This window comes from Carnobacterium sp. GW821-FHT04C06 (assembly GCF_059420345.1).
Genome location: NZ_JBWKTN010000003.1, coordinates 55,220 through 71,397, shown reverse-complemented (window position 1 = coordinate 71,397; position 16,178 = coordinate 55,220). Strand labels below are relative to the sequence as shown.

The following is a 16,178-nucleotide window of genomic DNA, read 5'->3' as shown; positions in this document are numbered from 1 at the left end:
TGTGAATATAACAGACAGGGTTGTTACTGGTCATGCAGGCAAAACCTAAATTGATTCGAAATCATATCTATCCACTTTGAGGGATAACTAGATTTGGAATGAGTTTAGGTTTTTCTTTTTACTCTAGGATTAAAGGTGGGGGAGAAATGATAATTGAAAAAATTTTAAACAACAATGTCGTTCTAACCTTGACTGCTGATGAAAAAGAAATGGTCGTAATGGGAAGAGGTTTGGCCTTCAATAAGAGGGTGGGGGATGGGATCGATCCCACATTGATTGAAAAAACTTTCGTTACCGAAGGAAAAGAAGTCACCGAACAATTAGCTGAGCTATTCAAAGAAATTCCATTAGATGAAATAGAAGTCGCAAATGAAATTATTCAGCTGGCTCAAAAAGAATTAGATGTCAAACTAAGCACAAATATCCATTTGACATTAACCGACCATATCCATTTTGCTATCACTAGAAGTAAAGAAGGACTAGACCTCAAAAATCCCTTAATTTGGGAAATCAAAAAGTTTTATAAAAAAGAATACCAAATTGGGTTAAATGCGATTGATAGAATTCAAGAAAAATTAGGTGTAACGTTGAATCCTGATGAAGCCGGTTCAATTGCGTTGCATATTGTAAATGCAAGACAAGGCGATCAAGATATGAATCAAACGTTTCAAATGACAAAGATCGTTCAAGATATCTTAAACATTGTTCGCATGCATTATGGTTTAGTTTTCGATGAAAATTCCTTAAACTATACCCGATTCATAACCCATTTACAGTATTTTGCTCAGCGAATGATTGCAGGTGAGACCCATGAATCAGGAGATGATTTTTTATACGAACAAGTACAAATCAAATACCCAAAAGCATTTGATTGTACAGTGAAAATCAACAGTTACTTGAAGAGCGCTCATCAAAAAGAGATGTCGATGGATGAACAGGTTTACCTAACCATTCATATTCACCGAGTAGCAGATAATTAAATAAGAATACATCGATGATGGATTGTTACTGATAAAGCAGGCAAAACCTAAGTTGATAGTGAGGCATTCTCCTTGTAGAGAATAGCGATCACTATTGATTTGGGTTTTTTATTTTTCCAAAAATGCTTTGTCGAAAAAATAGAAGAACATACAAAGGAGATCGAGAACATGGATAACAAACAAATAGCACAAGACGTATTAGTGTTAGTAGGTGGCGAAGAAAATGTAAATTCAGTTGTACATTGTGCAACTCGCTTACGTTTCAAATTAAAAGACGCAAAAAAAGCCAACCGTGCTGGCTTAGAAGCACATGAAGGTGTGATTACTGTAGTCGAAAGCGGCGGTCAATACCAAGTCGTGATTGGTAGCAACGTCAACGAAGTTTATAAAGATCTAATGGCTATTTCGAATTTGGATCAATCGACAGGTGAAAAAGAAGAGTCTGGCGAAAAAGGCTCATTTTTAAGTACATTAATTGATATTATTTCGGGTATTTTCACTCCATTCTTAGGTGCAATGGCTGGAGCCGGGGTCTTAAAAGGATTTCTATCATTAGCAACTGTAATGGGATGGCTTTCAGCAACATCTGGAACGTATATTGTTCTGTTTGCTGCAGCCGATGGTATTTTTAATTTCTTACCATTCTTCCTAGCCTTTACCGCAGCTAAAAAATTCAATACCAATCAATTTGTTGCAGTAGGCCTTGCGGCAGCCTTGATGCACCCAATGATGGATGCAGCGACGGCAGCTGGAAATGCGATTACCTTCTTTGGAATTCCAATCACATTGATGTCTTATGCATCAACCGTTATTCCAATTATTCTAGCAGTTTGGATTCAAAGCTACGTTGAACGTTTCTTTACAAAAGTTGTTCCTGAGTTTATCAAAATTATCCTTGTACCACTTCTAGTATTACTTGTAATGGTTCCGTTAACATTTATTGCAATTGGCCCATTAGGCGGATTTATTGGGGATGGTCTAGGTTATGTTTACAGTATGATTTATGGTCTAAGCCCAATGGTTGCAGGTGCATTTATGGGTGGTTTCTGGCAAGTGTTAGTAATTTTCGGAATGCATTGGGGCTTTGTGCCAATCATGATGACCAACTTATCACAAATGGGTTACGATACAATGGTTCCAATGCTATTGCCAGCAGTTTTGGCTCAAGGTGGAGCAGCGTTAGGCGTATTCTTAAAAACAAAAGATACAAAAATGAAAGCTTTAGCAGGTTCATCAACGTTAACAGCCTTCTTTGGAATTACTGAACCAACGGTTTATGGAGTAACGTTGAAATTAAAAAAACCATTTATTTATGGTTGTATCAGTGGAGCAATTGGTGGAGCGATTATCGGGTTTGCAGGGGTTAAAAACTTTGCATTTGGTTTAGTAAGTATTTTAAGCTTACCTTCATTTATTAGTACAGATTCAGCAATTGCTTCAAATGTCATGGTTGCGATTATTGGAACAGCGATTGCCTTTGTCTTAGCATTGGCGTTAACTTTAATTTTAGGATTTGATGATGTTGTCCCAACTGTTACTGCGGCTACAACAAGTGCAACAACTGAAGAATTGAACAATGACACCGATCCATCAACATATATTGAAAAAGAAGTAATTGAAAGTCCGTTAACAGGACGTGCAGTTTTACTGAAAGATGTTGCTGACGAAGCATTTGCAAGTGGCGCATTAGGAAAAGGAATGGCAATTGAGCCAACAGTTGGCGAGCTAACTTCTCCTGTTACAGGTGTTGTGACCATTGTTTTCCCAACAGGACACGCTATTGGCATCACATCTGATGATGGCACTGAAATTTTAATGCATATTGGGATGGATACGGTTCAAATGAATGGGGACGGGTTTACCACTCATGTAAAACAAGGAGAGCACGTAACGGTAGGTCAATCACTTGTTTCATTTGACATTGAAAAAATAAAAGCGGCTGGTTTTCCAGTAATTACACCAATTGTAGTGACAAACTCAGCAGACTTTTTAGATGTACTAACAACAGATAAAACAGAACTGAATGGGAAAGATTACTTGATGACTGTAGTCATTTAGTGAGGAGATAAGCGATGGCAACATCGCTTATTTTTTTTGTATTAGTTTCAATGGAATCATTTATTTAAAAAACATGTTAAAATAAATAAGAATAAACACGATAAATGAAAATGCGACGATAAGGAGAATACCGTATGAATAAATTAAAAGAATCAAGCCTCTTTTTTTGGACAATTGAATTATTGGCCTTTGCAACACTTATTTTTGTCAGCACTAAAATAGGATTTTTATTTGAACCAATTGGCACTTTTGTTTCAACTCTATTTGCACCAGTTTTAGTTGCAGGATTTTTATATTATATTATGAACCCTCTAATCAAGTTTTTGGAGAATCGTTTGAAAATAAAACGAATTTGGGGCATTTTATTAGTCTTTATTGTATTGATTGTCCTATTTGTTTTGTTAGTAGTAAATTTGATTCCCAATTTATTAGAACAGTTAACACAACTGATTCAAAATTTCCCAGCTATGATGAAAGAGGGACAAAAGCAGTTTAATTTATTAGTTGAACGTCCAGAACTTAAAAATATTGATCTGCAAAAATACTTAAATGAATTAAACTTATCCACTTCGAAATTTATCACTGGGGCATTTTCTGGCGTGACAGATAGTTTATTGTCGATTATTGGAATTGTTTCAAGTGTGACAATTGTAGTTATCACGGTTCCAATCGTTTTATTTTATATGTTTAAAGATGGAGAGAAGTTTCCAAAAGCCGTTCAACGGTTTGTTCCATTAAAATACAAAGAAGAAGTAGGTAGCCTTTTGACAGATGTGGATCATACTCTTTCTTCTTTTATTAGCGGACAAGCAATTGTTTGTTTATATGTTGCAGTTTGTACATCGTTAGGCTACTGGGCAATTGGTTTACCCTATGCATTATTGTTAGGTGTTATTGCTGGTGCGATGGATATTATTCCTTACTTAGGACCTTGGTTGGGAGTCACTCCTGCGATTTTAATCGCCTTTACTCGTTCACCTTTTGAAGCCTTACTTGTTGCAATTATTGTGATTGTGACGCAAGTAGGTGAATCGAATATCGTTTATCCATTGGTGATGGGAAAATCTCTTGATATGCATCCCTTAACCATTGTTTTTATCCTGCTAGTAGCTGGGAATTTAGCTGGTTTAATAGGAATGATCTTAGGAATCCCTTTATATGCTGTGTTGAAAATTGTGTTGCATCACCTATATGGAATGATAGATGATCGTAGAGAGATTCCATTAAATCGAGAAGAAATTGATGAAGTTTAACTCTTAAAAATTAGGAGGAGTCTAATGTGTATAAAATTGGTGAATTTTCTAAATTATCCACTATTAGCGTTCGAATGCTAAGGCATTATGACCAATTAAATCTATTGAATCCACAACTGACTGATACAGAATCGGGTTATCGATACTACAGTAGTAAACAGCTTAAAAAAGTAAATAAAATTCAACGACTAAAAGAGCTAGGATTTAGTTTATCAGAAATTAAAGAAATGTTAACGACTGAAAATTCACTTCAAGGATATTTTGAAAAACGAGAGACAGAGGTAGAGGTTGAATTAGAAAAATTAGCGCATCAAAAGAAAATGCTTCAACGCTCAATCCATTCTTTGAAGTACCAAAAAGAACCATTAAATTACCATGTTCAGTTGAAATATTTTCCAGAACAACAGGTAGTTTCACTGAGATCGAATTTAACAAGTTATCAAGAAGAAGGAAAGTTATGGAGTATTTTGTACGAAGAACTTGCTAAAGAAAAAGTGAACCTACAACAACTGGGTCAACACAAAGCTATTTTCCACGACAAGGAATATAAAGAAAAGAATGTTGATGTTGAAATTCAAGCAAGTTTTAAGGGAGAATTAAATCTTAATTCTAAATTGGTTCAGGTAAAAAAAGAACCGACTGTAAAGGCAGCAACGGTCATAATGAATGGCAGTTATCACCAAGTTTCTTATGTAACAGAGAGTATTGCTTGTTGGATTGAAGATCACCAATATAAGATTGAAGGCAAGATGTTTAATATTTATCATGTATCACCCACACAAGAAAAAGAAGTTGAAAAATGGGTGACGGAAATTTGTTTTCCAATTGTTTAAATTTAAATGGCTCCTATGTATTTGGATGTAGATAAGTATAAAAAAAGAAGCAAAGCTATTTGTTAAAAAATAGATTTGCTTCTTTTTAGTTGTACATAAAATTATACAAGAGTATTCAAAATAAATTGAAAGCCGGGTAGCTATTTAATTTGAGAAGATATATGCCTCTTGTTTTTTTTTAGAATATATATTCTTTTTTATAATTTTAATTATTGGTATTTTTTATACTTTTTTTTCACAAACTTTCCAGTTTTTATTAGAATTATGAATTCGTTTGTACCTATACCACTTGTTTTTAAAGCGATGTTTAGGATTTTGTTTTTTTTGATAATTAAAATCAAATCCTTTGGAAAGTGTTTTTGAAAACGTTTTGAAAATATTTTATTTATTCTTAGATGTCTTTCTTTGGATAAGTGTTTTTATTTGATTTTATTTAAAATTATGTTATTTTTGATTTGAGTGAGAATTGAATCGTATGATTTAATCTTATTTTAATTTTAAGAGGTTCGTAATAGGGGGGAATAAAAAACAGATTTAAAAGTACCAGAGCTTATGGAATGCTTTTTAGTATTAAATCTGAATTTTGTAAAAAAGAGGGGGAGAAAAAATGAATAGTCAAAAGAATCAATCAAAAAAATCAAAAACGAATAAGAAAGTTTTTCAAAAGGCAGTTATTGTTTCTGCTGCATCAGTGTTACTGGCTTCACCGATTACTCCATTATTTCAAAATGGACATTTTATTGGTTTCCAAGAACAAACAGCTCAAGCTGCTTTAGCAGATGTAAGTATTTTAAATAATACGCAACTTGTTTCTAATACGGGAACTAATCTTAGTCCCAATGGCGCTGGAAATTATGATTTAGATTTAACTTATAGTGGAGATGCTTTAGCTAGCGTAGGTTTAGGAACACCAAAAGTAGTTGTATTTGCTTTACCTACTGAATTACAAGGAAAAGTCGTAGGAGGGGCAACCGTTGCAATTGATGCTAAATTATTACCAATTACACCAGCTCAACTACCTGGGTTGCCTGTACTGATAGGTACCGCTGATGCAGCATTGACAACTTTAGATAATGCAGCTAACCTTGCAGGTCAAGGAACAGCATTAGATCCAGTTATTGCGGCTTTTCAAGCAATTAAAACAGCTCAAAATTTTGGGAATTATCAAGAAACATTACCTGGTGTAGTTTCACCTGATGGCAAATATATCAGTGTTAACTTTACAGATGGATTAGGAAATTATGTAAAACAGTTACTCAAAGGGTTATTTGATGCCCTACACAATGCGATTAATGCTGTTGCATTTACAGGTTTGGCGGGTGCAACTTTAAACCCTCTTTTAGCAACTTTAAAAAATGCTTTAAATCCAATTTTCACAGTAGTCGATGGATTGCTTAATTTAACAGGTTCAGCTTTAAATAATTTAATTAGTGCTAGTTTGCTAGCAGGAACTTCTTATAACGTTAAATTTGCAGTGTCACCACCTGGCACAGCTCAATCAAAAATCACTGCTGGAGCAATTAATACCTCACTTATTTCTGCCGGAATCTTAGGCGATATCCAATCTGAAGGAGCAAGCGTAACGTTAAATTTTGCAAACCCAGCTTGGACAGCATACACAATCACCCCACCAACCATTAACCCCGTTCACGTCGGAGATACGAGCTTAACTGGAACTGTAGCATTAGCTTCACCAATTCCAGCCGGCAGTACATTTAGTACCGTCGTGACATTACCAGATGGTTCAACAGCAACTGCTGTAGTAAATCCAGATGGCAGTTTCATAGTTCCGTTTGGTAGTTACACACCTAAAACGAATGATAGCTTATCCACTGTTATTGAAGGGCTTAATGGTGGTGTTACAAAAACAAGTACACCAGTAACAACCACCGTTTTAGCTAATACAAGTCCAGGTTGGGACACCTATGTGGTAGCGCCTCCAGTAATTGATTCGGTTCATGCAGGCGATACTGAAATTACAGGTAAAACAACTTTAACAACACCGATTCCAACTGGAACCACTTTTACAACTATTATTACATTAGCAAACGGCACAGAAGTTACAGCAACGATTAATCCAGATGGAACATTTACCGTACCATTAGGGGCAAATGCAGTTACTGAAGGCGAAATCTTATCTAGTATTGTTCAAGGAGCAAATGCAGGAGAAACAAAAAATAGCACACCTGTTTTAACAACAGTTTTGGCAACCTTACCAGATCCAGCATGGGCGGGTTACGTTATTACACCACCAGTTATTGCACCCGTTTCAGTAGGTGATACAGAAATTACAGGAAAAGTAACCTTAACAACACCAATACCAAACGGTTCAACTTTCACTGCTATCGTGACCTTAAAAGACGGTACAAAAGTGAATGCGACAGTGAATCCAGACGGAACCTTTACCGTTCCTTTGGGTAGTAATACACTGACTGCGGGAGATATTCTATCTACAACTATTCAAGGTGTCAACGGAGGCGTAATTAAAAATAGTACGCCAGTTGAATCAACAGTTCTAGCAGAAGGTTGGGAAGACTATGTGGTATCCTCGCCTGTTGTGAATCCGGTTTACGTGGGTGATACAACCGTCACAGGAACAGTAGCATTAGCACCACCAATCCCAGCAGGTACTACCTTTGAAGCCATTGTAACCTTACCAGATGGCACAAAAGTAACGGCAACAGTGAATCCGGATGGCACCTTTACAGCGCTTTTAGGAAGCTATACACCTAAAGAAGGCGACACCCTTTCAACCATTGTGGAAGCAACCAATAATGGTGAAACGAAAGATAGTGCGCCAGTTGTCACAACAATCAAGCCTATTTCAGAAAGCCCAGCATGGTTAAATTATGTAGTGGCAGCACCCGTATTAAACCCAATTCATGTGGGAGATACTACCTTAACTGGTAATGTTACTTTGAATACACCAATCCCAGAAGGAACAACATTCTCAACAGTTGTGACTTTACCAGATAATACCAAATTAAATGCAATTATTGCCCCAGATGGCAGTATTACAGTTGCATTAAATGGCTACGTTCCTAAATTAGGTGATACCTTATCAACAATTGTTGAAGCTAAAAATGGAACAGCAACAAAAGATAGCACACCGGTTAGCAGCGTTGTTCAAGCAACGTTACCAGATCCAGCATGGGCAGGTTATACGGTTGCAGCCCCAATTATTGATTCAATTCATGCAGGGGACACAGAAATTACAGGGAAGGTAACATTAGCAGCCCCAATTCCACCAGGTTCAAGCTTTACAACATTAGTAACCTTACCAAATGGAAATGTGGTTCAAGCACCAGTCAATCCAGATGGAACCTTCACAGTAGCTTTGGGAAGCAATACTGTATCTGAAGGAGACGTCTTATCCACGATTGTTCAAGGAATCAACGGCGGAGTGATAAAAAATAGTACCGTAGTAGAAAGTACTGTTTTAGCCCCAGTTGTTGATCCAGCATGGGCAGCTTACGTTATTTCATCACCTGTCGTTGAGCCAGTCTCAGTAGGGGATACCAACATCACAGGAAAAGTAACATTGACTACCCCGATACCAAATGGTTCAACATTTACTGCTATCGTGACCTTAAAAGACGGTACAAAAGTGAATGCTACAGTGAATTCGGATGGAACCTTTACTGTTCCTTTAGGAAGTAACACTTTGACAGCAGGAGATATTCTTTCGACAACTATTCAAGGTGTCAACGGTGGTGTGATAAAAAATAGTGCCTCAGTTGAATCAACGGTTCTAGCAGAAGGTTGGAAAGACTATGTGGTATCTACACCGGTTGTCAATCCAATTTATGTAGGCGTTACAACTGTAACAGGAACAGTTGCATTAGCAACACCAATTCCAGCAGGTACTACCTTTGAAGCCATTGTAACCTTACCAGATGGCACAAAAGTAACGGCAACAGTGAATCCAGATGGTACCTTTACAGCACCTTTAGGAAGTTATACACCTAAAGAAGGCGACACGATTTCAACGATTATTGAAGCAACAAACAATGGTGAAATAAAAGACAGTACGCCAGTTGTCACAACGATTAAACCAGCTTCTGAAAGTCCAGCATGGTTAAATTATGTAGTGGCAGCACCCGTATTAAACCCAGTTCATGTAGGTGACACAACTCTCACTGGAAATGTCACTTTGAACACACCGATTCCAACAGGTACAACATTTAAAGTTGTTGTAACCTTACCAGATGGTAGTAAAGTTAATGCCATTGTAGGTGTAGATGGCAACATCTCTGTTTCATTAGGAAGTTACACAGCAGTAGCTGGCGATACACTTTCAAGCGTTGTGGAAGCAACAAATGGAACAGCAACTAAATTAAGTACTCCAGTTACAAGTATTGTGCAAACAGCCTTACCAGATCCAGCGTGGGCAGCCTATACTGTTGCACCACCTGTAGTAAGCCCAGTTCATGAAGGCGATACAACAATCACAGGAAAAGTAACCTTAACTACTCCAATACCAAATGGTTCAAGCTTTACAGCATTAGTAACGTTACCAAATGGAACAGTTATTCAAGCACAAGTGAATCCAGATGGCACCTTTACTGTTGCTTTAGGAGACAATATCCTTAAAGAAGGCGACTCATTATCAACAATTGTACAAGGTATCAATGGGGGCGTTACAAAAGATAGTACACCAGTAACTTCTATCGTTGAACCATCCACTTCAGAAACAGAATGGAACAACTATGTGATTACAGCACCAACAATCAATCAAGTTCACGAGGAAGATTTAATCTTAACTGGATCAGAAACATTCCCAACACCAGTTCCAGCAGGTGCAACTTTTGTAGCAGTCGTGACCTTAGCCGATGGCTCAACAATTGAGGTACCAGTTAGTACTACAGACGGTGTCATTAGTATTCCGTTTGGTGCTAAAAAAGTGAAGAAAAATGACATTCTTTCAATCGTTATCCGTGGAACTAAAGCGGGTGTGACAAAAGAAAGCTTGCCAACCTCAACAACTGTCCTAGCATCAGCGTGGGAAGACTATGTGGTTTCTAGCCCAGTCATTGATCCAATTCATGCAGGCGACAAAACTATTACTGGTTCAGTAACATTGAATCAACCAGTTCCAGCAGATACAAACTTTACAGCGATTGTGACTTTACCAGATGGAACAGTTATTACCGCCGCTCCAGTTGATTCAAATGGCCATATCTCAGTTGATTTAGGCGACAATGATTTAACTTCAGGAGATGTAACGATTGTTGTGGAAGCAACACATGGTGGGGAAACGAAAGAAAGTACACCAGTAACGTCAACTATTTTACCAAATGAAGCATGGGATGCGTATGTTATTACGAAACCAGTTATTAATGCAATTCACGTTGGAGATAAATTTGTAACAGGTAAAGTGACTCTAAATACACCAATTCCAGCAGGAACCGTATTTACAGCGATTATTACCTTACCAGATGGTTCAACAATTGAAGGCAGTGTTGCAGAAGATGGAACATTCAAAGCAGCTCTTACTCCAGTCACTAGAGCAATTTTAAGCAATTACGTTCTAAAAGTTGGAGACCAAGTAACAGCGCTTATCAAAGGCGTTAATGGTGGAGAGATTAAAGAAGGACCATCCGCATCAACAATTGTTTTAGCAGTCGATACAAACAATCCAGGTACCCCTGTCACTCCAGGAAAACCAGGTTCTGGAACTGGAACAACTCCAGGGAAACCAGGAAATCTAGGAACTTCAGGAACGACAAACGGTGGAAAGTATACAACGACTAAAGTAAATGGAAAAGGATCAAAAGGCTATAAAAATGGAGATAGCTACCCACAAACAGGAGAGCAAAATAATTCATTGTTTAGTTACCTTGGATTCTTAACACTAGGATCAGCAGCATTGTTGTTCTTAAGAAAAAAATTCGCTAAAAAATAAGCGTTAATATCCATGAACCTCTCTAAGAATAAACCTTCTTAGAGAGGTTTTTTATGTGAAGGATAAAAAAAGTCTATTATGGATATTAAATGTATTTCACATGAAGAAGCGAGTTAAAACAACGATTTTTTTAATGTTTTTCACAAACTTTGATAGAAAACAGCACGAATAAACAGAATTTGTGCTATAATAACAGTACTAAATATCGGGGAGGCATTAAGTTTGAATACATTACTTGAAGGAAAAAAAATAGTTATTATGGGTGTTGTAAATAAATCGAGTATTGCATGGGGTTGCGTAGAAGCAATGAGAGATTGTGGTGCTTTTATCATTTATACGTATCAAAACGACCGAGTAAAACGTCAACTAGAAAAATTGGTGGGAGCAGATGCGCCAATGGTGGAGTGTGATGTTGCAACAGATGAGGATGTTGAAAAAGCATTTAATGAAATTTCAACAAAATATGGAACGATTGATGGACTTGTTCATTCAATCGCTTTTGCAAGAAAAGAAGAATTAGAAGGAAGCTTATTAGATGCAAGTCGTGAAGGCTTTAGCATTGCTCATGATGTTAGTGCCTTTTCATTAATCGCTGTTTCAAAATATGCAAGCAAAATTATGAATCGTGGTGGAAGTATTGCTACTATGACCTATATTGGTTCTCATCGTGCAGTTCCTAATTATAATGTTATGGGTGTTGCAAAAGCTTCATTAGAATCTATTGTAAAATATTTGGCAGTCGATTTAGCTTCACAAGATATTCGAATTAACGCGATTTCAGCTGGAGCAATCAAAACGCTAGCTTCATCAGGAATCAAAGGTTTCCAACAATTGCTAGATTCAGCAAGTGAAAGAACACCTTCTGATAAACCGGTAACAACAAGAGAAGTTGGAAATACAGCAGCCTTTCTAATGAGCGATTTATCAACAGGGGTTAATGGAGACACCATCTATGTAGACAAAGGAACTCATCTTTCATAATAATAATATTTAAGTAAAACAAGGGAGAGCTAGTGTTCCTTGTTTTTTTTATAGAATAAAATAACTTTGTAACCTAAATCGATTCTACTATTTTAGAGTCCGTAATTAATTGTAAATTTTTCCCCGTATTAGTATTACATGTTAATATTTAAATTAAAAAAATGGAGGTGAGAATATATGAATAGATGGAAAAAGTCGCTATTGGTATAAATATATACATGAAATTGGATAATGATTTTAATTATCTTATTTATGTTTTTAATATTCAATAATATTACATATCGCCAATTCTAGCAGAGTTATTTCTTGTAAAACATCTATCAATTAAGATACAATTTTGTTAGAGAATTGGAGGAGAAAAGAATGAATAGACTAAAATATTTTAATTTTATAACTGTAATGACGTTAATTTTATCTGTGATTATTCCGTCGATAACAGTTTTAGCAATAACAGATATTGATAGTAATCAAAAGAATGTGTTTGAAAATGATACGATTAAGGTGGTGGCTGAACAGGTATCAGATGATTCTGGCAATCCTCTTAAAGAAAAAGAAATTGCCTATTTATATACAGTTACTAATAAGAAAGAACAGCCAGTGACATCAGTTTCAATTGCGCAATTAAATAACGAAGGAATCGATTTTGATTTAACAAGTTTTAAAATCAATGGGGAGCTTGTTACAGATAGAACTTTGTCCAAAGGTACTGAAGAAATCGAAGGAACAACCCTACCTAAATCATCCACTCTAACCATCAAAGACTTAAAGCCAAAAGAGGCTTCTAAGATTTTTATCAAAGCTAAAGTAGCAGACTCATTTAATAGCGAAAAGATACAAAAAATAGAAATTCTAGAAAATTTAATTAAAATTGGAGACTTAAATTTTTCTATTAACATTCCTACAAAACAAGAAGCCCCAATTGATGCCAAGGAAGGTTCATCAGAGATTTCAGTAACTGAAGAAGAGAATACAAATAATTCTGAGAATAGTAGTAATTCAACAGTCGAAGAGCAAACAAATTCAAAATTGTCAATCCAGTAGTCGATCAATTAATGCGAAGTCAAAATTTAGCAGCAATTGCTCCAAGTCCTGGTAGAGGCTTTGAACAACCAATTTATCAAGATGTTCATAAAGGAGAACTTTATTCAACAGGAAATACCAATTTTACAGTATCAACTAAATCAGCTGCTGCGACAAATTTTTTAAATAATCGTGGTCCGTCTAGTCCTAATACGGTTGCTAATTTTAGTCAATCAACAGTTGATATCGATAATGACCCTGCTACCAGTAATTCTAGTAAAGCTTATATTGATTTAGCTGGAGCTAAAGAGATTGCTTGGGCAGGATTATTCTGGAGTAGTTCACGTGTCAAAGGTACTCCTACAGCAACTACTAACATGTCTGATGCTGAAATCACAGCTCCAGTTGTGTTTAAAACACCTGGAGGAACGAGTTCTACAGTTCCACCAGATACCTACTATCGAATTGATCAAACTGATGGAAAAAATCCAGGGCAAGGATTTGGAAAAAATAATACGGGATATTCAAATTATGCAGATGTAACCTCAATTTTGCAGAAAGATGGTAGTAATACTGGCAGTTACATCGTAGGAAATATTCCAATGACGAATGCGTTTGAAAATCAGAATCAATTATCTAATTTTAGTGGATGGAGTTTATTTGTTGTTACTAAAGATCAGGCGAAAAAATCAAGAGCCTTTAGTATTTATTATGGTGCAAAAGGAAACGCGGCTAATGCAAATAACGAATTTGTGATGTCTGATTTCTTAACTGCAAAAAAAGGGAGATTAGATCCTATCGTTACATGGTTTACAGTCCAAGGAGATAAGTTTTGGACAGGTGACAATGGGCAAATTAAAAAGGGCAATGTATGGACTAATATTGTAAATCAACTTAATCCAGCAAATAATGTAATGAATGGAACTGTCTCTGATCAAGACCAACATATGGTCGATAAATATCCTGGCACATTTAATCCAAGTTTTCCTAATTTCATAGGAATTGACGTTGACCGTATAAACTTACCAGAGGGACTTTTAACCAATGGTCAAAGCAATATATCATTTAAAACAACAAGTAGTGGAGATGATTTTTCAACAAATGCTATTGGTTTTTCTGTAAATGCTGAAGTACCTGATTTGCAGATTAGTAAAGAAATTGTTAATCCAAAAACAACTTATGCAATTGGAGATGAAGTAGTATACCGTGTGAAAATAAAAAATATTACTGAGAATACCGAATCTATTAAAACAATTTCTGAGGATATTCTTGATAGTCGATTAGACTATACGCCAAATTCTTTATCTATTATCTCTGGGCCGAATATGGGAAATAAAACAGATCAATCAGGAGATGACCAAGCTGAATACGATTCTGATTCTAAAAAAATAGTCGTTAGAGTTGGAGAGAATGCAAATGCAATCAATGGTGGAAGCTATAAAGATACAACTGATGAAACCGTTTATGAATTTAAAGCAAAAATAAACAGTACAGCTCTACCAAATCAAAAAATTCCTAATAAAGCGAATGTTAAAGGAACAGATGTATTAACAAATGTTTCATTGGACGCAGATTCAGAAGTTGTTGAGGTTCAAGTCGAAAGTGAAAATATAGGTAAAATGGAAACTGCGAAAACAGTAAATAATCCATCCCCAAAAATCGGAGATGAATTAGAGTACAGTATTACATTTAAAAATACAATTCCAAACAGTGTATTAAATAAAGTAACTGTCACAGATACTTTACCCAAAGGGTTAACCTACGTAGAAGGAAGTGTAATAAGTACAGGAAGTGATCCACAACCAACTTCATTAAGCGTAATGAATGGGAAATTAGTTGCAGAATATCCAACAATTCGAGATACGGAAGAAAGGAAAATAACGTTCAAAGTAAAAGTAAACTCGGAGGCAGTAGCAGGTACGCCAATTGTGAACCAAGCAATCATTGACGACCATACGAACCCACCAGATGAACCAAAGGTTCCAGTTACACCAACAGAAACCCCAGGTGAGCTAATAACAACAAAATCCGTAAACAACCAATCCCCAAAAATTGGAGAGGAAGTCGAATACCGAATCAGCTTTAGTAACAAAATAGAAAACGGAGTATTAAACCAAGTGACCGTAACGGATAGTTTACCCAAAGGGTTAACCTACGTAGAAGGAAGCTTGAAGAGCGAAGGAGAAGATCCACAACCAACAAGCTTAAAGGTTACCGACAATAAAGTAGTAGCGGAATATAAAAACATTAAAGATACAAAAACAAGAAGCCTAGTTTTCAAAGTAAAAGTAAACTCGGAGGCAGTAGCAGGTACGCCAATCGTGAACCAAGCAACAATAGACGATGGAACAAACCCACCAGATAGACCAGAAGTTCCAGTCACACCAGTGGATACTCTAGGTGTACTTGAGTCCACTAAATCAGTAAATAATCAATCTCCAAAAATCGGAGATGAATTAGAGTACAGTATTACATTTAAAAATACAATTCCAAACAGTATATTAAATAAAGTAACTGTCACAGACACTTTACCCAAAGGGTTGACCTATGTAGAAGGAAGTGTAATAAGTACAGGAAGTGATCCACAACCAACTTCATTAAGCGTAATGAATGGGAAATTAGTTGCCGAATATCCAACAATTCGAGATACGGAAGAAAGGAAAATAACGTTCAAAGTAAAAGTAAACTCGGAGGTAGTAACAGGTACGCCAATCGTGAACCAAGCAACAATAGACGATGGAACAAACCCACCAGATAGACCAGAAGTTCCAGTCACACCAGTGGATACTCTAGGTGTACTTGAGTCCACTAAATCAGTAAATAATCAATCTCCAAAAATCGGAGATGAATTAGAGTACAGTATTACATTTAAAAATACAATTCCAAACAGTATATTAAATAAAGTAACTGTCACAGACACTTTACCCAAAGGGTTGACCTACGTAGAAGGAAGTGTAATAAGTACAGGAAGTGATCCTCAACCAACTTCATTGAGCGTAATGAATGGGAAATTAGTTGCCGAATATCCAACAATTCGAGATACGGAAGAAAGGAAAATAACGTTCAAAGTGAAAGTAAATTCGGAGGCAGTAGCAGGTACGCCAATTGTGAACCAAGCAATCATTGACGACCATACGAACCCACCAGA

General features: G+C 36.3%; 8 protein-coding genes. All 8 read left to right on the top strand.

The features are described from left to right. Positions 1–146 precede the first annotated feature (146 nt). A complete protein-coding gene (gene licT / locus AC07SW_RS05745; protein WP_135017931.1) occupies positions 147–980 on the top strand; it encodes a BglG family transcription antiterminator LicT in 834 nt (277 codons plus the stop codon). A 168-nt stretch (positions 981–1,148) separates the two neighbouring features. After that, positions 1,149–3,038, top strand: coding sequence for a beta-glucoside-specific PTS transporter subunit IIABC (locus AC07SW_RS05740; protein ID WP_494632430.1), 1,890 nt, complete (start codon positions 1,149–1,151; stop codon positions 3,036–3,038). Between the two features lie 134 nt (positions 3,039–3,172). Further along, positions 3,173–4,291, top strand: coding sequence for an AI-2E family transporter (locus AC07SW_RS05735; RefSeq protein ID WP_135022773.1), 1,119 nt, complete (start codon positions 3,173–3,175; stop codon positions 4,289–4,291). Positions 4,292–4,317: 26 nt separating this feature from the next. Next, positions 4,318–5,124, top strand: a complete 807-nt coding sequence (locus tag AC07SW_RS05730) for a MerR family transcriptional regulator (RefSeq protein ID WP_135022774.1) — start codon at positions 4,318–4,320, stop codon at positions 5,122–5,124. A gap of 607 nt (positions 5,125–5,731) precedes the next feature. Continuing rightward, positions 5,732–11,029: an adhesive domain-containing protein gene (locus AC07SW_RS05725; protein ID WP_494632429.1), complete on the top strand. Its 5,298-nt coding sequence runs from the start codon at positions 5,732–5,734 to the stop codon at positions 11,027–11,029. A 222-nt stretch (positions 11,030–11,251) separates the two neighbouring features. Further along, positions 11,252–12,010: an enoyl-ACP reductase FabI gene (gene fabI / locus AC07SW_RS05720; protein ID WP_034571738.1), complete on the top strand. Its 759-nt coding sequence runs from the start codon at positions 11,252–11,254 to the stop codon at positions 12,008–12,010. Positions 12,011–12,373: 363 nt separating this feature from the next. Next, complete coding sequence (locus AC07SW_RS05715; protein WP_494632428.1) at positions 12,374–13,051, top strand: hypothetical protein; 678 nt, start codon at positions 12,374–12,376, stop codon at positions 13,049–13,051. Between the two features lie 11 nt (positions 13,052–13,062). After that, positions 13,063–16,178, top strand: a 3,116-nt coding sequence (locus AC07SW_RS05710; protein WP_494632426.1) for an isopeptide-forming domain-containing fimbrial protein, incomplete at its 3' end; no start/stop codon positions are given.

Bases quoted from the DNA above. Each gene is read 5' to 3' on its own strand.
- licT (WP_135017931.1), top strand. From the start codon at position 147: ATGATAATTGAAAAAATTTTAAACAACAATGTCGTTCTAACCTTGACT.
- AC07SW_RS05740 (WP_494632430.1), top strand. From the start codon at position 1,149: ATGGATAACAAACAAATAGCACAAGACGTATTAGTGTTAGTAGGTGGC.
- AC07SW_RS05735 (WP_135022773.1), top strand. From the start codon at position 3,173: ATGAATAAATTAAAAGAATCAAGCCTCTTTTTTTGGACAATTGAATTA.
- AC07SW_RS05725 (WP_494632429.1), top strand. From the start codon at position 5,732: ATGAATAGTCAAAAGAATCAATCAAAAAAATCAAAAACGAATAAGAAA.
- AC07SW_RS05715 (WP_494632428.1), top strand. From the start codon at position 12,374: ATGAATAGACTAAAATATTTTAATTTTATAACTGTAATGACGTTAATT.